We start from the raw sequence: 19,921 nt of genomic DNA, 5'->3' as shown, positions 1-19,921 counted from the left end.
GAACTCAAACATATTTGTTCCCTTCTTGATGTTGAGCCGGGCCCGGCGAAGCGAACAGTCCGTCGACTGGGTACTTGGCTTGCACCAAGACCATCCTTAGCGTTCATGATCTCAGTCTGAATGGGAAGGGAAGCGGCGAGTCGACTTCGGTATTGGTGGCAGCAAATACCCTTTTGGATTTGCCTCACCGGAACCATTCGCTATGCTCAGTCTCTGAGAAGGTACGTTCGGAAGCGGCTATGATAGTTCGGAACAATGCGACTCGCTACGGAACCAGCTTAATTGACTCGTGATCATGGGGAAAAACTAGTGGGTCCATGACAATCGAACCTCAGTTTATATCCCATATCCAAGCAAAAAGGCACCCAAATGAATAGACCTAAATGCAGGATCCCCGACGTTTTCAGAAAGTATGATCTTTCACAAATAATAGACCTATGTAAGCGTGTAGGATACGGTAATGATTTCGTAAGGTGGACAGAAATAGAGCTCGATGAATCTGGGGTGGGTGCAAAAAATACTCGAAACATAATAGGATACAAACATGGAAGCGTTGATTCAATTGAAAACATCAGACGTGTATTTGGAGCAAACTTCGATGATTATGATCAGTGGTCCTCTATATTGAATATAGCGCATAAAAAATATCGAGATCGATACGAGTATCTTTCCAGCATGGCAGGATCGATTACCCCTGAGATAGCCCCCTTTGAAATACAGTCGCCAGACCATGTCGCGCATCTACACAGCGAGGGACATTGGATTTACACGCTGGCAAGGCATAGCGGTCAGCCATTTGACGATAATAAAGAGCATCGCCTTTTGGTAGGGTATTTCACGGTCTCTGACTTGAAGATTAAACACGCGAAGAACTTCTGGTATTGTGAGCGAGAAGGCATTCTAAAATTCAATGCTTCATGGTACTCAATAGACTTTGCAGAAGGATTCGATTGTATTTTTATAATGTATTCATCAAATAATTATATCAGCAGTAGAAGCAAGAGTAGAGTTGGAATTATTCGAGCTCGCGACGAGCGCCAACGACCAATCATTGGGACAGCATCGATGCACGGTGAATTTTGGGACTTGAATACGAGCTCCAATGAAGACTCTGGAGAATTCTATTGCGAGCGCGTTTCTGGACTAAAGAATGTTAATTTTTCGGAGGCTTGTATATATTTCGGGAATGAGGCCATAAAACTTATGGACGCCTTTAGAAATTGAGAAAATCAAATTACGGCTAAACTATGTCACCGAGTAATCTGCATACATTGTCATACTGGCTTATTACATACTGTGAACGACCTCCGATTAGAAGCTCAGTCCCTGGCCCACCCAAAAGGGATTTTGACGAGACCTGCTGGATATGATCGCGATTTACCCAAATAGGCCTATTATCAAAGGTAAGTAGAGAAATAAGCGAAACCTTTTCTTCAAGCTTCTTTATCAATTCCTCAGGGGTAATTTTCACATAGATGGTTCCAGTAACGAGGTGTATCTCAGTCCCAGGCTTCGGAAAGTGCGCGTCCGATTGACGAAGAAAGAAGAGGATTTGCCCAACGGCTACTAGGATTTCAGTGTCGCGCATTCCGTACAATCTGATCATCTTTCGTCCATTTTCCTGTACTGTGACTGACTCACTCTATAGCAGAAATTGAAGCTGCGTCCAACGGATCAGTATAGCTTCGTGTGAAAGATTTCGAAATTGCGGATACTTTGTGGCTCACAAGAATTCGTATTAATGCTAAACTCTTTCATACGCGTTGGCGTCGCAGGATAGCATTGACCTCATCACTTTTTTGACTCTGTTTCATTTTACGTATATAAACCAATCATTTAACCCCCCCTGCTCACTGTGAGCACACGCCCCTCCCCCCGCCCCGCCGCCCCTGCTACCCTCGCGCCATGCCCGCCTTCTGCCGAGATTGCCTGGCCCGATTCGAGGGCGCCGCGCCATCCTCCGGGCGCTGCCCCGCCTGCCGCTCGCCGAGGCTGGCCGCCCATCCGGAGCTCTTCTCCCTTGGCGTCGCCCATGTCGATTGCGACGCCTTCTATGCGGCGGTGGAGAAGCGGGATGATCCCTCGCTGGCCGATCTCCCCCTCATCGTCGGCGGGGGGCGGCGCGGGGTCGTCTCCACCTGCTGCTACATCGCCCGCATCCGCGGCGTCCGCTCCGCCATGCCGATGTTCAAGGCCCTCGCCCTCTGCCCCGAGGCGGTGGTGGTGAAGCCCCGGATGGCCGCCTATGTCGAGACTTCCCGCGCCGTCCGGTCCCTTATGGAGGCGTTGACCCCGCTGGTGGAGCCCCTCTCGCTCGACGAGGCCTTTCTGGACCTGCGCGGGACGGAGCGGCTCCACGGCGCGCCGCCCGCCCTCTCCCTCGCCCGCCTGCTGGAGCGGATCGAGCGGGAGGTCGGCGTCACCGCCTCCGCCGGCCTCTCCCACAACAAGTTCCTGGCGAAAACCGCCTCCGACCTCGACAAGCCCCGCGGCTTCTCCGTCATCGGGCGGGAGGAGACGCCGGCCTTCCTCGCCCCCCGCCCCGTCTCCTCCCTCTGGGGCGTCGGCGCCAGCCTCCGCGCGAAGCTGGAAGCGGAGGGGCTGCGCACCGTCGCCGATCTCCGCCGCCGCCCGGAGGCCGAGCTCGCCGCCCGCTTCGGCGCCATGGGCCTCCGCCTCGCCCGCCTGGCGCGGGGGGAGGATGCGCGCGCCGTCACCCCCGATTCCCCGATGAAGTCCATCTCCGCCGAAACCACCTTCGACGCCGACATCGCGGAGCGGGAGGCGCTGGAGGCCCATCTCTGGCGTCTCGCCCTCCGCGTCTCCGACCGCGCGAAGGCCAAGGCGCTGACCGGCCGCCGCGTGACGCTGAAGGCGAAAACCCCCGCCTTCCGCACCATCACGAGGCAGAAAGCCCTCTCCGCCCCCACCGACCTCGCCGACGCGCTCTTCCGCGCCGCGCGGGACCTCCTCCCCCTCGCCCTCCCCTCCGCCCCGTTCCGCCTCATCGGCCTCGGCCTCTCCGACCTCGCCGCCGAACGCCCCGCCGATTCGCCCGACCTCCTCGACCCCGCCGCCGCCCAGCGCGCAAAGGCCGAACGAGCGGCGGACGGGATTCGCGCGCGCTATGGCGCGGAAGCGATCATCAAGGGCCGTGGCTGGCGCTGAATTGTGCGGCGCAGCGCGCACGCCTTCGCGCTTCATTCGCACGTGCGAAAATTTTTTGTCCGTGAAGAAAAGATTAATCGTATATTTTTCAATGCCTTATAATTTCTTCACACCTGAAAACTGTGATGGCCTTCGCGCGGCGCGAAACGAAGGCTTGCCAATGCTGCGGCGCACACCTAATTTCAGATCACGGTTTAGGCCGTAGCCCTTAGTCGGGCGTTTCCTCCCTTTACTGCGGGCCGCTTCGGCGGCCCGTTTTTTTTCGCCCCGCGTCGGACGGCTGCGATGAAGGGGGTTATTCGGCGGCGAGCGCCCGCGGCGCCCGGCCCATGCCGGCGAGGAGCGGGATGACGCGCGCGAGCGTCGCGTGGAAGGCGTCGAAGCCCGGGCCGGGCTCCACACGTTCCTGATCGAGATAGAGCCCGCGGTCGATCTCGATCTGGATCGCGTGCCACCCCTGCGCCGGACGACCATAGCGCTGCGTGATGTGCCCGCCGGCGAAGGGCGCGTTCATGGCGACGGCGAAGCCCGCGCCCTCGAAGGCCGCCGCCGCCTCCAGCATGAAGGGGCGCGCGGCGGAGGCGCCGAACCGGTCCCCCAGCACGATCTCGGCCCGCCCGCCCCGCACCCGCGGCGCGGCGCGGAGCGCGTCAGTCGGCATCGAATGGCAATCGAGCAGGAGCGCGTGGCCGAACCGCCCCGCCGCCTCCGTCATCAGCGCCTCGAGCTTCTGGTGATAGGGCGTGTGCCAGGCGGCGATGCGCGCCCGCGCCTCCTCCAGCGCGATCTTGCCGCGATAGATCGGCCGCCCCTCCGCCACGATCCGGGGGATGACGCCGAGCCCGGCGGCGACGCGCGGGTTGAGCCCGGTCGCCTGCACGTCCCGCACCACGGCGGGGTCGAGTTCCTCCGGCCCGCGGTTGAGGTCGACATAGGCGCGCGGCATCGTCGCCGCGATCAGCGGCGCGCCCCAGTCAGGCGCGGAGGCGAAGAGCCGGTCCACGAAGGCGTCTTCGGAGGCGCGGAGCGCGCGCCGGTCCAGCCGCGCCCGGGCGATCAGATCCTCCGGATAGATGCGCCCGCTATGAGGCGAAGAGAAGACGACGGCGGAGGTCGCCTCCCGCGGTTCCGTCAGCGTATAGGGGGCCGGGCCGGACATGGCGGCGAAGATGGAGCGCCCGCCCCCGCTTGGCAATGCGCGCCGCTCAGGAAGCCCTGAATTTCGCGTGCGCGCGGCCTTGACGGGCGCACGCCCCCCATGCTTTATCCCGCGACCGGGCGCGGAGGCTCATGGGCGTATAGCTCAGCGGGAGAGCACTTCGTTGACATCGAAGGGGTCACTGGTTCAATCCCAGTTACGCCCACCATCAGGTCCGCCGCGCCGGGGACGACAACGCTAGAGGGCGCCCCGCGCCGGGAGACGACCATGAAGATCAAGAACTCGCTGCGCTCGCTGAAGAGCCGCCACGGCGCCTGCCGCGTCGTCCGCCGCAAGGGGCGGGTCTATGTGATCAACAAGGTCCAGCGCCGCTTCAAGGCCCGCCAGGGCTGAGGCCGCTCACCCGCTCCCCGGAGCGGGGCGACGAAAAGAAACCCCGCGACGCTACGGCGCCGCGGGGTTTCTCTTTGAGCATCGAGTGCGGGCCGGTTCATCATCTTCCATCGAAAAGGGGGAGCGCATCCGATGAACCGTCTCGAAAACCGCAGCGTCGTCCTCGCAGCGCGGCCGAAGGGCGTACCGCAGCCCGAGCATTTCGCCATCGTGGAAGACGATGCGCCGGCGCCCGGCGTGGGCCAGATCCTGATCCGCGCCCTGTTCTGGTCGGTCGATCCCGCGATGCGGGGCTGGGCGAACGACGCGCCGAACTACCTGCCGCCCGTCGCCATAGGGGCGCCGATGCGCGCCTTCTCGGTCGGCGAGGTCGTCGCCAGCCTCCATCCCGACTATCGGGAGGGGGAGATCGTGACAGGCATGTTCGGCTGGCGGCGCTATGCGATCAGCGACGGGTCGGATGTGGAGCGGAAGGTGACGGAGATGGACCTTTCGCCTTCCCTCGCGCTCGGCGTTCTCGGCCTGAACGGACTGACGGCCTATTTCGGGCTTCTCGACGTCTGCGCACCGAAGGCGGGGGAGACGGTCGTCGTCTCGACCGCCGCCGGCTCCGTCGGCTCCGCCGTCGGCCAGATCGCGAAAATCCGGGGCTCCCGCACGGTCGGGATCGCGGGCGGCCCGGAAAAGGCCGCGCTCTGCCGGGAGCGGTTCGGCTTCGACATCGCGCTCGACTACCGCGCCGCGGATTTCGCGGAGGCCTTCGCGGCGGAGACGCCGGAGGGCATCGACTGCTATTTCGACAATACCTGCGGTCCGATCAGCGACCTCGTGATGACCCGGCTGGCGAAAGGCGCCCGCATCGCGATCTGCGGCACCGCGGCGCTGACGGACTGGAGCCCGATCCCCCTCGGCCCCCGCATTCACCGCCAGCTTCTCGTCGCCCGGGCGCGGATGCAGGGCTTCGTGATTTTCGACTATCGGGAGCGCTATCCGGAGGCGCTCTCCGCCCTCGCCGGCTGGGTGCGGGAGGGGCGGCTCGCCCATGAGGAGCACATCCTCGAAGGCGCGGCGGCGGCGGCGGGCTCCATCGCGATGCTCTATTCAGGGGCGAATCGGGGAAAGCTCCTGATCCGGGTGGACTGAAGGCCCGCCAAACCGGGCGAGGAGCGCGGGGCCGGCGGGCGGCGGCTGCGCGCCCGGCGCCGCCTCGCAGCCGTCGAGCCACACCTCGGAGGCGGGCAGAAGCGCGTGATAGAGCCGGGCGACAAGCGCCCGCGCCGCGGCGCCGGGCCAGCCTGCCGGCCGGAGCGCCCGCGGCAGGGGCGCATCCCGCAACAGCGTCCGCCGCCAGTCGTGAATGAGAAGCGTCCGCGCCGCCATCGCCGCCTCCGGCTCTTCGGGCGGAGCGAAGCCCTCCCAGGCGGCTTCGAGCGCGGCGTAGCGCTCGGCGAGCGGCGGGGGGGAGAGCGCGGCGCGCGCCCAGTCCGGCGGCGCGCCCCTCCCGCCGCGGATCGCAAAGACGCCGGGCGCATCGCAAGGCGCGTCCCCCGGCGCGATCCAGGCGCCGGGCGCGATCCGGCGGAAGCCCGCGGGCGCCTCGCCATCGACCGCAAAGACGACCGTCCAGCGCCCGTCCCATTCCGGCGGCTCGGCGGCGTAGATGCGCGGCGCGGCGGCCAGGCTCTCCTCCAGCCCGCGCTGGGCGAGACGGTAATAGCTCCGCCGCCCCGCCCGCCGCCGCTCCACCCATCCGTCCCGCGCGAGGCGGGACATCGCGGTGCGCACCGCGCCGGGCTCCGCGCCGAGCCGGGCAAGGAGCCGCGTCAGGTCCGCCATCGAGAGCGCGCCGCCCCGCGGCGCCGCCGCATCCCCGAAGATCGTGACGGCGAGCGACCAGACGCGAAGCCGCCCCTCCGCTTGGAGCCGGGCGAGCGGCGCGGCGAGCGGGTCGCTCACTTCGGCCGCTTGTCCACCACTCGCGCCGCCTTGCCCTGGCTCCGGGGCGCGGCGCCGGGGGAGACGACCGTGACCTTCACCGAGACGCCCACCGCCTCCTTGACCCTGTGCGCGAGGTCGGAGGCGGACCTGATGCGCCATTCCTCCGCTTCATGGCCCGGCGCGGCCTCGACGACGACCGTCATCTCGTCGAGCCGCCCCTCCCGCGTCAGCTCGATCTGGAAATGCGGGGCGAGGCTCCGCACCTTCAGCAGCTGCTCCTCGATCTGCGTGGGGAAGACGTTGACGCCGCGCAGGATCATCATGTCGTCTGTCCGCCCGGTGATCTTCTCCATCCGCCGCATGGAGCGGGCCGTGCCGGGGAGGAGGCGCGTGAGATCCCGCGTCCGGTAGCGGATGATCGGCATCCCCTCCTTCGTCAGCGTGGTGAAGACCAGCTCGCCCATCTCGCCATCGGGCAGGGGCGCGCCCGTCACGGGGTCGATGATCTCGGGATAGAAATGATCTTCCCAGAGCGTCAGCCCGTCCTTCGTCTCGACGCATTCGTTGGCGACGCCGGGGCCCATCACCTCGGAAAGGCCGTAGATATCGACCGCATGCATGTCGAAGGCCTCTTCGATCTCCGACCGCATCGCGTTCGTCCAGGGCTCCGCTCCGAAGATGCCGACCTGAAGCGGGCTCTCCCGCGGGTCGAGCCCGGCGGCGCGGTATTCGTCGAGAATAGAGAGCATGTAGGACGGCGTGACCATGATCGCGGAGGCGCCGAAATCCTCGATCAGCCGCACCTGCCGCTCGGTCATCCCGCCCGAGACCGGCACGACGGTGCAGCCCAGCTTCTCCGCCCCGTAATGCGCGCCGAGCCCGCCGGTGAAGAGCCCGTAGCCATAGGCGACATGGACGACATCGCCGGGCCTGACGCCCGAAGCGCGCATGGAGCGGGCGACGAGCCCGGCCCAGGTCTCGATGTCCTTCGCGGTGTAGCCGACGACGGTCGGCCGCCCCGTCGTCCCCGACGAGGCGTGGATGCGCGCGATCTTCTCGCGCGGCACGGCGAAGAGCCCGAACGGGTAATGGTCGCGCAGGTCCGATTTCTGCGTGAACGGGAATTTCGCGAGGTCCGCGAGGCTTTTCAGATCGTCCGGATGAACCCCCGCCGCCACGAACCGCGCCCGATGGAACGGCACGTTCTCGTAAGCGTGGCGGAGCGTCCATTTCAGCCGGTCAAGCTGCAGCGAGGCGATCTCGTCCCGGCTCGCGATCTCGATGGGGTCGAGGGATGAACGGGGGGGCGTGAGGTCCCGCATCACCCGGTCACGCCGCTTCCAGCATCAACGCGATGCCCTGCCCGACGCCGATGCACATGGTGCAGAGCGCCCGCTTCGCCCCCCGCTCCTTCAGCTCCATCGCCGCCGTCAGCGCCAGCCGCGCGCCCGACATTCCGAGCGGATGGCCGAGCGCGATGGCGCCGCCGTTCGGGTTCACATGGTCCGCATCGTCCGCGAGCCCGAGCTCGCGCATCACCGCAAGTCCCTGCGCCGCGAAGGCCTCGTTCAGCTCGATAACGTCGATATCGCCGATGGAGAGGCCGAGCCGCTCCATCAGCTTGCGCGAGGCCGGCGCCGGTCCGATGCCCATGATCCGCGGCGGGACGCCCGCCACCGCCATCCCCGTGATCCGCGCGATGGGCGTCAGCCCGTATCTCGCCGCCGCGGCGCCGCTCGCCACAATCAGCGCCGCCGCGCCGTCATTGACGCCGGAGGCGTTGCCCGCCGTCACGGTGCCGCCCTTCCGGAACGGCGTCGGAAGCCGCCCGAGCGCCTCCATCGTCGTCGCCCGCGGATGCTCGTCATGCTCGACGAGGATCGGCTCGCCCTTCCGCTGCGGGATCGAGACGGGCGCGATCTCCAGCGCGAAGCGCCCCCGCTCCCGCGCAGCAATGGCCCGCTCCTGCGAGCGGAGCGCGAAACCGTCCTGCGCCTCGCGGCTGATCTGCCATTCCTCGGCGACGTTCTCCGCCGTCTCCGGCATCGAATCGACGCCGTAGCGCGCCTTCATCGCCGGGTTGACGAAGCGCCAGCCGATGGTCGTGTCATGGAGCTCCACGCCCCGGTCGAAGGCAGAAACGGGCTTCGACTGCACATAGGGCGCCCTGCTCATGCTCTCGACGCCCCCGGCGAGGATCACTTCCGCCTCCCCCGAACGGATCGCCTGCGCGGCGAGGCCGACCGCGTTGAGCCCCGAGCCGCAGAGCCGGTTGACCGTCGCGCCCGGAACCGTGTCGGGGAGCCCCGCGAGGAGCGAGGACATCCGCGCGACGTTGCGGTTATCCTCCCCCGCCTGGTTGGCGCCGCCGAAGATCACATCGTCCACCGCCTCGGGCGGCAGGCCCGGCGCCCGCGCCATCACCTCGCGGATCGCATGGGCGCCGAGGTCGTCGGGCCTGACGGCGGAGAGCCCGCCGCCGTAGCGGCCGATCGGCGTGCGGACCCCCGCGCAGATAAAAGCCTCGGTCATGTCCGTTCCTCCGGTTTGTCGGGGTCGAAATGCCGCCCCTTGATTGTTCGCGAGGCGCCGCGCATTTCCGCCACCGCCTCGCCCTTCTGGTTCGTCACCCGCACGTCGTAGAGGCCGGAGCGGCCGCGGCGGAAGACCTCGCGCGCCTCCGCGGTCAGCACGTCCCCCTCCCAGGCGGAGGCGAGGAAGCTGATCGTGTTGTGCTGGGCGACCGTGATCTCGTTGTACGAATTGCAGGCGAAGGCGAAAGCGCTGTCCGCCAGCGTGAAGATATAGCCGCCATGGCACATGTCGTGCCCCTGCGTGTGATGCTTGGCGACCGTCAACGACATGCGCGCATAGCCCGGCGCGACCTCGTCAAGCGTCAGCCCGAGCCATTTTGAGGCGTCGTCCCGCGCCCACATCGCGCGGGCGCTATATGTTGCAATCTGGCCGGCGTCCATGCAGATTTCGTAACATGTGAAGGGAGCCGACTCAACGGCTTCGCGCGCCGAGCATAGCGGCGGGAGGACGGGATGGAAGCGGCGGCGCTGGCGGCCACGTTCGACATTCAGAACCCGCCGCCGGGCTTCGCGGAGGACCCTTTCCCCGTCTATGCCGCCCTGCGCGAGCATGCGCCGCTGAAGCGCTTTGCGGATGGTTCCGTGATGCTCAGCCGCTGGGCCGATCTGGACCGGGTCTATCGCGACGCGGGGCTCTTCTCCTCGGACAAGAAGCGGGAATTCGGCGAGAAATACGGGGAGGCTACGCCGCTCTTCCGCCATCACACCACCTCGCTCGTCTTCAACGACCCGCCGCTCCACACCCGCGTCCGCCGCATCATGGTCGGCGCGATGACGCCCCGCGCCGTCGCCGCGATGGAGCCGGCGCTCGTCGTGCTGGTGGACCGGCTGCTGGACGGTCTGGCGGCAAAAGGCGAGGCGGACCTGATCGAGGATTTCGCCGCCGCGATCCCCATCGAGGTGATAGGCAATCTCTTCGCCATGCCCCACGAGGAACGCGGCCCGCTTCGCGACTGGTCCCTCGCCATCCTCGGCGCGCTGGAGCCCGTGCTGACCCCCGAGCAGGAGGCGCGGGGCCACGAAGCCGTAACCGCCTTCACCGCCTACCTACGCGATCTCGCCGCAAGTCGCCGCGCACGGCCGGGGGACCCTGAGACGGACGTGCTGACCCGGCTCATGGCGGGTGAGCGGGGCGAGGCGCTGAGCGAGGAGGAGCTGCTCCAGAATTGCGTCTTCATCCTCAACGCCGGGCATGAGACGACGACGAACCTGATAGGCAACGCGCTGCAACTCCTGCATGAGCATCCCGACGAAGCGCGCCGCCTTCGTGAGACCCCGGCGCTCCTCGCCCCGATGGTCGAGGAGGTGCTGCGCCTCCAGTCCTCCAACCAGCTCGGCAACCGGATCACGACAGGAGAGGCCGAATTTCACGGAGAGCGGCTCGCCTCCGGCACGCGCATCCATCTCTGCATCGCCGCCGCGAACCGCGACCCGCGGCAGTTTCCCGATCCGGAGCGGTTCGATGTGGGCCGGAGCCCGAACCGCCATCTCGGCTTCGGCGGCGGGCCGCATACCTGTGTCGGCTTCACGCTGGCGCGGATGGAGGGGCGCATCGCCATCGGCCGCTTCCTCGAACGCTTTCCGGATTATCGCCTGCTTCCGGGCGCGAAGCGGGGCGGGCGCATCCGCTTCCGCGGCTTCGCCAGCCTCCCCGCCCGCCTCGCCTGAAAGGACCCGTCATGCTCCTCACCAGCTACGCCGCCGGCGAATGGGTGAAGCCGGAAGCCGCGCGCCCTCTCCACGATGCGGCGACGGGCGCGCTCGTCGCCGAATGCGGGACGACGCCGCCCGATGTGGAGGCGATGGCCGATCATGCGCGCCGCGTAGGCGGCCCCGCGCTTCGCGCCGTCGGATTCCATGACCGGGCGCGGATGCTGAAAGCGCTGGCGACGGCGCTGAACGAGCGGAAGGAGGAGCTTTACGCCCTCTCATTCGCCACCGGGGCGACGCGGGGCGACGGCGCGGTGGATATCGAGGGCGGGATCGGCACGCTCTTCTCCTACGCCAGCCAGGGGAGGAAGGGCCTGCCGGACGGGAAGATCTTCATCGACGGCCCGGTCGATAGCCTCTCCCGCTCCGGCGCCTTCAAGGGGATGCATGTCGCCGTCCCGCTCCGGGGCGTCGCGGTGGCGATCAACGCCTTCAACTTCCCGGTCTGGGGGATGCTGGAGAAGCTGGCGCAGACTATGCTGGCGGGCGTGCCGGTCATCGTGAAGCCGGCGACGGAGACGAGCTACCTGACCCATGCCTGCTTCCGCATGATCGTGGAGTCGGGCGCCCTGCCGGAGGGCGCGGCGCAGCTGATCTGCGGACCCGTGGGCGACCTGCTGGACCGGCTCGGCCCGCAGGACGCGGTGAGCTTCACCGGCTCGGCGGCGACGGCGGCGCGGCTGAAGGCGAACCCCAGCCTCCTGAAGAACGCCGTCCGCTTCCATGCGGAGCAGGACAGCCTGAACGCCGCGATCCTCGGGCCGGACGCTGCGCCGGGCGCCCCGGAATGGGAGATGGCGCTGCGCGAGGCGGCGCGGGAGATCACGGTGAAGGCGGGGCAGAAATGCACCGCGATCCGCCGCATCCTCCTCCCCCGCCCGCATCTGGACGCCTTCGGCGCGGCGCTCTCCGAACGGCTCGCGGCGGCGAAGATGGGCGACCCGCGGGACGAGGCGACGCGGCTCGGCGCGCTCGCCGGGCTCGGGCAGAAGGCGGACGTGGCGGCGGCGGCGGCGTCCATCGGGGCGGAATGCGAGACCGTGTGGCGGGGCGAGACGCCCGCCGCGCTGGAGGCGGGCGCCTTCCTCGCCCCGATCCTATTCCGCTGCGACGACCCGCTTCGCGCGAAAGCCCCGCACGAGGTGGAGGCCTTCGGCCCGGTCGCCACGCTCATGCCATACGAAGGCGCCGAGGAGGCGGCGGAGATCGCGAACCGGGGCGGCGGGGCGCTCGTCGCCTCCGTCTTCACCCATGACGCGGGCTTCGCCGCTTCGATGGTCGCGGAGGCCGCCGCCTGGCACGGGCGGCTCTATTTCGCGGACAGGGACGCGGGGAAGGAGGCGACGGGGCATGGCGCGCCGGTTCCGCTGATGATTCATGGCGGCCCGGGGCGCGCGGGGGGCGGGGAGGAGCTGGGCGGCGTGCGCGGCGTCCTGCATTACATGCAGCGGACGGCGGTTCAGGGCTCGCCGCGGCTTCTCTCCGCCATCACGGGGACTCATGTGGCGGGCGCGCCGGGCAAAGCGGCGCCGGCCCATCCCTTCACCCGCCGCTTCGGGGAGCTGGAGATCGGGGAGACGATCCTCACCCCCTCCCGCACCGTCACGCTGGAGGATATCGAGCATTTCGCCCATTTCACCGGCGATACGTTCTACGCCCATATGGACGAGGCGGCGGCGAAGGCGAACCCGTTCTTTCCGGGCCGGGTGGCGCATGGCTACCTCCTCCTCTCCTTCGCCGCCGGGCTCTTCGTCCACCCCGATCCGGGGCCGGTTCTGGCGAATACCGGGCTCAACGGGCTGAGCTTCCAGAAGCCGGTGAGCCCGGGGGAGGAGATCGCCGCCCACCTGACCGTGAAGCGGAAGACGCGGCGGAACGAGACCTATGGAGAGGTCGCCTGGGAGGTGCGGATCGTCAACGCGGCGGGCGAGCAGGTGGCGGAATACGAGCTCCTGACCATGGTCGCCCACTAGGCTCGGGAGGCCCTTCCGGGGCCGATTTTCGGAGATTTCCATGGAAATCACCCTCGGGGCATTGATTCACAATGAAAAAACCCGTGATCGACTCTGAAACATGATCGCGGCGCCTTGCGGCGGCGCGGCGCGCGAAGCAAATCGGCGCGGGCGATCTTTCCGGGGCTTCGATGGCGATCCTTCTGGGCGTGGACACGGGCGGCACCTATACCGACGCCGTGATCTGGGACGAGGCGGCGGGCCGCGTGCTCGGCAAGGCGAAGGCTCTGACGACGCATCGGGACCTCGCCGCCGGCATCGGCGCCGCGATGGACGCGGCGCTCCGTGCGGCGCAAGTCCCGCCCTCGGCGGTCTCGCTCGTCTCGCTCTCCACCACGCTCGCGACGAACGCGCTGGTGGAGGGGCACGGGGACCCGGCGGCGCTCGTCCTCATCGGCTTTTCCTCGGGCGACCTCGCCCGCGCCGGGCTCGGCGAGGCGCTGGGGCGGGAGCCTTCCCTCCTCGTCGCGGGCGGGCACCGGAGCGACGGGGGGGAGGCCGCGCCGCTCGACGAGGCGGCGCTCCGCGCGGGGCTCCGCGAAGCGGCGCCGCATGTCTCCGCCGTCGCAATCGCCTCCGTCTTCGCGGTGCGGAATCCGGCGCATGAAAACAGGGCGCGGGAGATCGCGCGGGAGGAGACGGGCCTGCCCGTCACCGCCTCGCATGAACTTTCCGCCAAGCTCGGCGGGCCGCGCCGGGCGCTGACGACGCTGCTGAACGCCCGGCTCGTCGGGATGATCGACCGGCTGATCCGCGCCGCCGAAGGTCTGCTCGCCGCGCGGGGCATCGCCGCGCCGCTGATGGTCGTGAAGGGGGACGGCGCGCTCATGGGCGCCGCCATCGCCCGCGCCCGCCCGATCGAGACGATCCTCTCCGGCCCGGCGGCGAGCCTCGTCGGCGCGGCGAAGCTCACCGGGCTTTCCCGCGCGCTCGTCTCCGACATCGGCGGCACGACGACGGACATCGCCGCCATCGTCGGCGGCCGGCCCCGGATCGACCCGGAGGGCGCAAAGGTCGGCCCCTGGCGCACGATGGTCGAGGCGGCGGCGATGCGCACCCACGGGCTCGGCGGGGACAGCGAGGTCTCGCTCGACGATGCGGGCTTCGCCGCGCGGCTCCGCCTCGGCCCGCGCCGCGCCGTGCCCGTTTCGCTTTTCGCGAAGACCCGGCCGGAGGCGCGGGAGGCGCTGGCGCGCCAGCTCGCACGGCCGCGGCACGAGGCCGGGGACGGCGTGTTCCTCGCCCCCGGCGCCCGCGCGGCGGGGCGGGACGCGCTCCCGGCGGAGGAGGCGGCGCTGCTCGCTGCGGTCGGCGAAGGCGCGGCGATTGACGCGCTGAAGGGCGGGCCGAAGGCGCGGGCCGCCCTCGAACGGCTCGTCGCCGAGGGCTTCCTCCGCCGCGTCGCCTTCACCCCCTCGGACGCGGCGCATGTTCTCGGCCTCCATGCGGGGTGGGACGGGGCGGCGGCGGAGATGGCCGCCGCGCTCTTCTCCCGGCGGAAGGGCAATGACGGCAGGCCTGTCGCCGCGAACGGCGCCGCGCTTTCCCGCATGGTCGTCGATGCGCTGACGCGCCGCTCGGCGGAGCTCGCGCTTGAGGCGGCGCTGGCGGAGGACGGGATGGAGGCGGAGGGGCTCGCCGCCTCCCCGCTCGGCGCCGCCGCGCTGAACGGGCGGGAGGGTTTCGCGCGGCCGCGGCTGACCCTCACCATCCCGCTCATCGGCCTCGGCGCCTCCGCCCCGGTCTATTACCCGGAGGTCGCGCGCCTCGCCGGGGCGGAGGCGGCGATCCCCGATCATGCGGATGTGGCGAACGCTGTCGGCGCCGTCGCCGGGCGGGTCGAGGCGCGGGCGGAGGCGCTGATCCTCTCGCCCGACGGCGACATGTTCGACCTGATGACGCCGGAAGGCCCCCGCCGCTTCGCGACGCTCGACGCCGCGCGGGCGGCGGCGGAGGCGATGGCGCGGGCGGCGGCGCTGGAAGCCGCGCTCGCAGCCGGGGCGGAGGCGCCGGAAGTGGCGCTCCGCTGGGAGGAGAAGCGCGCGACGGTCGAGGCGCGGGAGATGCTGGCCGAGGCGCGGGCGGTGGCGCTGGCGAGCGGCAGGCCGCGGTTCTAGGGCGGGGCCGGTCCGGGCGGCGCGACGAAGAGGCCGGCCTGCGCCCGAGCGATGCGGGGAGGGGCGCGTCCTCCCTCGGGAGGGCGCTTCGGGCGGACTGATCCTTGCGGTTTATGTCGTCACGGCCTCGGACGATTGCACGTCTTGAGCCGTCGCGATGCGGCCTCCCTGGCGGGAGGGAGGCCGCGGCCCGGGCTGGACGCCCGGGCCAGGGGACGCGGGGGAAACGCAGCGCCTCCGTCCGGCCGGACCCGTGAGGGCGCCTTTCGCCGCGAACCGATCCTAGTCTCTATTCAGGCGGTCGGCGCGAAGAACCGCGCCAGATTCGTGTTGCAGGCTGGCGTCCGGAAGCGTTCTCCGGTCGAGCCCGCCGGGCTCCGCCCCGGAGCGCGGCGGGACAGGCGGCGGGAGCGCGCCGACGACGCGGCGCGCTCCCCAGTCAGGTCAGGACCACCAGCCCCGACGCTTCGGCTTCGCCGGCTCGTCGGGGACCGGGGCGGGAGCCTCGGCTTCCGGCGAGGGCTCCGCCGCCGCCGCAGCGGGGCCGGGTTCAGGCTGCGCTTCGGGCTCGGCCGCCTTCGCAGGTTCGGGCTCCGCCGCCGCCGCCGCAGGCTCCGCCGCGGCTTCGGGCGCCGGGCTCTCCGCCGCGGCTTCGGCCTTCGGCTTCTTCGCGCGGGAGCGGGGCTTCGGCTTCGGCTTCGGCGCGGGCTCTTCCGCGACCGCCTCCGCCGGCGCTTCCGCCGCCTCGACGACGGGTTCGGGCTCCGCCGCCTCGGCGGGCGCGGCTTCCGCGGGCGCCTTCTTCGGGGCGCGGGGCTTCGGCGTGGGGCGGGCGCGCTTCGGCTTCTGCGCGCTCTCGTCCGGCGTCGGCACGACGAGATCGGCCTCGGCCTCGCCATCCGTCACGTCGATCGGCTCCGCGAGCGCGCCGGCCGCGGGCGCTTCGGCTTCGGCCGCCTCGCCGCCCGCCTCGTCGCCCGTCTCTCCGCCGGTCTCGCGCCGGTCGTCGCCGTCGCCCTTCCGCCGCTTGCGGCCGCCGCGCTTGCCGCGCCGGCGGCGCTTGCTCTCGCTGCTCTCGCCGCCCTCGCGGCGCTCCTCGGCCTTCGGGGAGCCGGCGCGCTCAGGCGCCGCGGCGGCCTCCTCCTCGTCCTCGATCTCCTCGTCCTCGTCCGGCGCCTCCCAGGCGCTTTCGGCGGAGACGCGGGGCGCGGCCTCGGGCCGCGGCTTCACCGCGCCCTTGATCTTCTCGATCTTGTAGTCCGGGCTGACGAGCGAGGGATCGGCCTCGATCAAGAGGTCGAGCCCGTAGCGCGCCTCGATCGCGGCGACATGGGCGCGCTTCTGGTTCACGAGGAAGTTGGCGATGGCCACCGGCGCCGCTACCCGCACCTCGCGGGAGCGGGCGCGCACGCCCTCTTCCTCCACCTCGCGGAGGATGGCGAGGGCCACATTGTCCGCCGAGCGGACGATGCCGGTGCCGTGGCAATGCGGGCAGGGAGCCGTCGTCGCCTCGATCATGCCGGGGCGGAGCCGCTGGCGCGACATCTCCATCAGGCCGAAGGCGCTGATCCGGCCGATCTGGATCCGTGCGCGGTCGTCCTTCAGACGGTCCTTGATCCGCTTCTCGACGGCGCGGTTGTTCCGCCCCTCGTCCATGTCGATGAAGTCGATGACGATGAGGCCCGCAAGGTCGCGGAGCCGGAGCTGCCGCGCGATCTCGTCCGCCGCCTCGAGATTGGTCTTGAGCGCGGTTTCCTCGATCGAGTGCTCGCGGGTCGAGCGGCCGGAGTTCACGTCGATGGCGACGAGCGCCTCCGTCACCCCGATGACGATGTAGCCGCCGGATTTCAGCTGCACCGTCGGGTTGAACATGGCGGAGAGATGGCTCTCCACCTGGTGCTTGACGAAGAGCGGCGTCGTCTCCCGATGCAGCTGCACGTTCTTCGCGTGGCTCGGCATCAGCATCTTCATGTAGTCCTTGGCCTCGCGATAGGCCTCCTCGCCGTCGACGACGATGGTGTCGATCTCGCGCCCGTAGAGGTCGCGGATCGAGCGCTTGATGAGGCTCCCCTCCTCATAGATCAGCGCGGGCGCGATGGATTTCAGCGTCAGCTCGCGGACCTGGTCCCATTGCCGGAGGAGGAATTCGTAATCCCGCCGGATCTCCGTCTTGGTGCGCTTCGCGCCCGCGGTGCGGACGATGAGGCCCATGCCCTTCGGCACTTCGAGCTCGCCCGCGATTTCCTTCAGTTTCTGCCGGTCCGCGGCCTGGGTGATCTTGCGGCTGATCCCGCCGCCCCGCGCCGTGTTCGGCATCAGCACGCAATAGCGGCCGGCGAGGGAGAGATAGGTGGTGAGCGCGGCGCCCTTGTTGCCCCGCTCCTCCTTCACGACCTGGACCAGCATGATCTGCCGGACCTTCACCACTTCCTGGATCTTGTAGCGGCGGGTCGGCATCCGGCGCGGGCGCACCTCGTCCTCGACAGACTCGGCGCCGACCGATTCCACCTCGTCGCGGGAATCGCCCTCGTCGGCGCGGCGAAGCTCGGTCACGCTCTCGCCGGAATCGGAGCCGGCGTCCTCCGCGATCTCGTCGTCCGGGCCGGCCTCGGGCGCGGCCTCGGGTTCGGGGCCGCGCGGGTCCTCGGCGTCGTCCCGCGGGTCGGCGGTCTCGTCAGCGGCGCCCGCTTCGCTCGCGCCGGCCTCGGCGCCCTCGCCCGGCTTGCGGCGGGAGCGGCTGCGGGGCGAGCGGCGGGAGCGGGACTTGCCGCGCGAGCCGTCCGCCCGCTCCTCGGCCTCCGCATCGTCATCCGCCTGGGCCGCGGCCTCGGCGGCGACCAGCGCCTCCCGGTCGGCGACCGGGATCTGGTAATAGTCGGGGTGGATTTCCGAGAAGGCGAGGAAGCCGTGCCGGTTGCCGCCATATTCCACGAAGGCCGCCTGGAGCGAGGGCTCCACGCGCGTCACCTTCGCGAGATAGATGTTGCCGGCTAGCTGCCGCTTGTTGATCGATTCGAAGTCGAAATCGTCAACCCTCGTTCCGTCCATGACCACGACCCGGGTTTCCTCCGGATGCGTGGCGTCGATAAGCATCTTCTTCGCCATTGAACCTTGCGCGGCGGCGCGCGGCGCGCGGATGCGCCCGGCGGCGCCGTCTTTCCTTTTAAGCCGAGCCGAACGGGCGGAACCTCGCCGGGGGACGCCGTTTCGGGTCCTGCGGTCGTTCTCGTTCCGGTTGTCGGTCTCGTCATGTCTACAACCATGTCGCGGTTTGAACCGCGGCGTTTTCGGGCGGCGCAGGATGCGCCGAAGGGGGCTGCGCGCCCGGGCGTCGATCGCCTGGCTCCGCCGGCCCCCGGCTGAAATTCAGCGGGGCGAGGGCCGGCCGGGGGCGCGAGCCGCGCACCGAAAGGCCCTCCCGGCGACAATAGAGTCGCGTCCCGCGAAAGTCCAAAGGGATTTTCGCCGGGCGCGGCGACCGTGCTATCCTCGCCCGAACGCCCGGAAACGGGGCGAAGGAGGCGGGCGGTTGCGGCGGTTCTTGCTGGGATTCGGGATTTTCGCGGCGCTTTCCGGAGCGGCCGCCGCCGCGGAGCCGCTCGCCTTCCGGGGCGCGGAGCTGCGGTCCGACGGGGCGGCGGAGCGGGTCGAGATCGGCCTTTCGGCGCGCCCGCCCTTCCGCCTCTTCACGCTGGACGATCCGCCGCGCATCGTGCTCGACCTGCCGGAGACGGACTGGTCGGGCGCCGCGCCGCCTTCGGCGACGGGCCTCCGCCTTGTCGGCGGCCTCCGGTTCGGCGCGCGCGCGGGGGGCGCGCGGGTCGTCGTCGACCTTCGCCGCCCGGCCCGCATCCTCCGCGCCCATACCGAACCGGACGGGGCGGGCGGGCGCGTCTCGCTCGAACTCGGGCCGAGCGACGCCGCCGCCTTCGCCGCCCTCGCCGGCTGGCCAGAGGCGGCGCGCCCGGCGACGGCCCCGGCGCCGGCCCCCGCCCCGCCCCCGGCGGCGGAGGGTGACGGGCCGCTCCTCGTCATGATCGACCCGGGGCATGGCGGCGCCGATCCGGGCGCGCTCGCCCGCGGCCTGGCGGAGAAGGACCTGACGCTCGACTATGCCCGCGCCCTCGCCGCGGAACTCGCCCGCCGCCCCGGCTTCCGCGCCGCGCTGACCCGGACGGGGGACGATTATGTCGGCCTCCGGGAGCGGGTGGAACGGACCCGCGCAGCCGGCGCCCATGCGCTCCTTTCCCTCCATGCGGACGCGCTGGCGACGGGGGAGGCCGCCGGCGCCTCCGTCTTCACCCTCTCGGAGATCGCCTCCTCGGAGGAGGCGGCGGCGCTCGCCGAGGGGCACGAGCGGGGCGAGACGCTGGCCGGCGCCGCGGTCGCCGCCGTCGAATCCGACGTGGCGAAGGCGCTGCTCGACCTCTCCCGCCGGCGGACGGACGCGCGCTCCCGCCGCATGGCTTCCGAACTTGTCTCCGCGCTTGAAGCGGCGGCGCCGGTGCTCGAGGGGCGGGCGCTGCAATCGGCCGGGTTCCGCGTCCTCCGCGCGCCGGACGTGCCCTCCGCGCTCGTCGAGCTCGGCTTCATGTCGAGCGCGGAGGACCGGGCGCGCCTCCTCTCCGAAGAGGGCCGCATGGCCGCCGTCACGGCGCTGGCGGAGGGGCTCGCCGCCTGGGCGCGGACGGAGGAGGGCGCGGAATTCGACGCCTGGCGCGCGGCGCAGCCGCCCGATTGAGCCAAAAAAACCGCATCCGGCCCTCAAATCGCCGCGTCCGCCGGTGTATAGTCCCGCGAGACTCGCCGTATTGCGGCGCGAACCGCCAA

Annotated in this window: 14 protein-coding genes and 1 tRNA gene; 9 read left to right on the top strand and 6 right to left on the bottom strand. The window is 69.5% G+C overall.

Annotated elements, in window-relative coordinates:
* The first annotated feature begins 369 nt into the window (after positions 1-369).
* The gene (locus ACE37J_RS02570) at positions 370-1,224 is read left to right on the top strand and encodes a hypothetical protein (RefSeq protein WP_409706552.1); all 855 of its coding nucleotides are present in this window, start codon (positions 370-372) and stop codon (positions 1,222-1,224) included.
* 681 nt (positions 1,225-1,905) lie between these two features.
* Positions 1,906-3,168 (top strand): DNA polymerase IV, encoded by a 1,263-nt coding sequence (locus ACE37J_RS02565; RefSeq protein WP_409706549.1) that lies wholly within the window; start codon positions 1,906-1,908, stop codon positions 3,166-3,168.
* Positions 3,169-3,463: 295 nt separating this feature from the next.
* On the opposite strand, the gene ACE37J_RS02560 is transcribed toward ACE37J_RS02565, so the two are convergent.
* Complete coding sequence (locus tag ACE37J_RS02560) at positions 3,464-4,327, bottom strand: N-formylglutamate amidohydrolase (RefSeq protein ID WP_409706546.1); 864 nt, start codon at positions 4,325-4,327, stop codon at positions 3,464-3,466.
* Positions 4,328-4,460: 133 nt separating this feature from the next.
* Between ACE37J_RS02560 and ACE37J_RS02555 the strand changes: the two genes are divergently transcribed.
* The 3 genes from ACE37J_RS02555 to ACE37J_RS02545 all read left to right on the top strand — a co-directional run bounded on the left by ACE37J_RS02555 (position 4,461) and on the right by ACE37J_RS02545 (position 5,863).
* Positions 4,461-4,535: transfer RNA gene (locus ACE37J_RS02555), tRNA-Val, on the top strand.
* 59 nt (positions 4,536-4,594) lie between these two features.
* Positions 4,595-4,720, top strand: coding sequence for a type B 50S ribosomal protein L36 (gene ykgO, locus ACE37J_RS02550; protein WP_409706543.1), 126 nt, complete (start codon positions 4,595-4,597; stop codon positions 4,718-4,720).
* Between the two features lie 132 nt (positions 4,721-4,852).
* On the top strand, positions 4,853-5,863 hold the full coding sequence (locus ACE37J_RS02545) for an NADP-dependent oxidoreductase (protein WP_409706540.1): 1,011 nt from the start codon (positions 4,853-4,855) through the stop codon (positions 5,861-5,863).
* Here ACE37J_RS02545 and ACE37J_RS02540 read toward each other — a convergent pair.
* The 4 genes from ACE37J_RS02540 to paaI are packed head-to-tail and all read right to left on the bottom strand — an operon-like array spanning position 5,822 to position 9,633.
* On the bottom strand, positions 5,822-6,676 hold the full coding sequence (locus tag ACE37J_RS02540) for a PaaX family transcriptional regulator C-terminal domain-containing protein (RefSeq protein WP_409706537.1): 855 nt from the start codon (positions 6,674-6,676) through the stop codon (positions 5,822-5,824). The two genes, ACE37J_RS02545 and ACE37J_RS02540, sit on opposite strands and share 42 nt — an antisense overlap.
* Complete coding sequence (gene paaK / locus ACE37J_RS02535) at positions 6,673-7,980, bottom strand: phenylacetate--CoA ligase PaaK (RefSeq protein WP_409706534.1); 1,308 nt, start codon at positions 7,978-7,980, stop codon at positions 6,673-6,675. The genes ACE37J_RS02540 and paaK overlap by 4 nt, the downstream gene beginning before the upstream one ends.
* Positions 7,981-7,987: 7 nt before the next feature.
* Positions 7,988-9,190: a 3-oxoadipyl-CoA thiolase gene (gene pcaF / locus ACE37J_RS02530; RefSeq protein WP_409706531.1), complete on the bottom strand. Its 1,203-nt coding sequence runs from the start codon at positions 9,188-9,190 to the stop codon at positions 7,988-7,990.
* Positions 9,187-9,633: a hydroxyphenylacetyl-CoA thioesterase PaaI gene (paaI, locus tag ACE37J_RS02525; protein ID WP_409706528.1), complete on the bottom strand. Its 447-nt coding sequence runs from the start codon at positions 9,631-9,633 to the stop codon at positions 9,187-9,189. The genes pcaF and paaI overlap by 4 nt, the downstream gene beginning before the upstream one ends.
* A 72-nt stretch (positions 9,634-9,705) precedes the next feature.
* Between paaI and ACE37J_RS02520 the strand changes: the two genes are divergently transcribed.
* The 3 genes from ACE37J_RS02520 to ACE37J_RS02510 all read left to right on the top strand — a co-directional run bounded on the left by ACE37J_RS02520 (position 9,706) and on the right by ACE37J_RS02510 (position 15,091).
* The gene (locus ACE37J_RS02520; protein ID WP_409706525.1) at positions 9,706-10,920 is read left to right on the top strand and encodes a cytochrome P450; all 1,215 of its coding nucleotides are present in this window, start codon (positions 9,706-9,708) and stop codon (positions 10,918-10,920) included.
* 11 nt (positions 10,921-10,931) lie between these two features.
* Positions 10,932-12,935, top strand: coding sequence for a phenylacetic acid degradation bifunctional protein PaaZ (gene paaZ / locus ACE37J_RS02515; protein ID WP_409706522.1), 2,004 nt, complete (start codon positions 10,932-10,934; stop codon positions 12,933-12,935).
* 170 nt (positions 12,936-13,105) lie between these two features.
* The gene (locus ACE37J_RS02510) at positions 13,106-15,091 is read left to right on the top strand and encodes a hydantoinase/oxoprolinase N-terminal domain-containing protein (protein WP_409706519.1); all 1,986 of its coding nucleotides are present in this window, start codon (positions 13,106-13,108) and stop codon (positions 15,089-15,091) included.
* Positions 15,092-15,535: 444 nt separating this feature from the next.
* Here the strand turns inward: ACE37J_RS02510 and ACE37J_RS02505 are convergent, their stop codons facing one another.
* Complete coding sequence (locus ACE37J_RS02505) at positions 15,536-18,196, bottom strand: ribonuclease E/G (RefSeq protein WP_409706516.1); 2,661 nt, start codon at positions 18,194-18,196, stop codon at positions 15,536-15,538.
* A gap of 424 nt (positions 18,197-18,620) precedes the next feature.
* Between ACE37J_RS02505 and ACE37J_RS02500 the strand changes: the two genes are divergently transcribed.
* Positions 18,621-19,832 (top strand): N-acetylmuramoyl-L-alanine amidase, encoded by a 1,212-nt coding sequence (locus ACE37J_RS02500; RefSeq protein ID WP_409706513.1) that lies wholly within the window; start codon positions 18,621-18,623, stop codon positions 19,830-19,832.
* Positions 19,833-19,921 lie beyond the last annotated feature (89 nt).

Origin of the sequence: Pikeienuella sp., from assembly GCF_046290545.1 — a bacterium.
GTDB lineage: Bacteria > Pseudomonadota > Alphaproteobacteria > Rhodobacterales > Rhodobacteraceae > Pikeienuella.
This window is presented reverse-complemented; position numbering and strand designations above follow the sequence as displayed.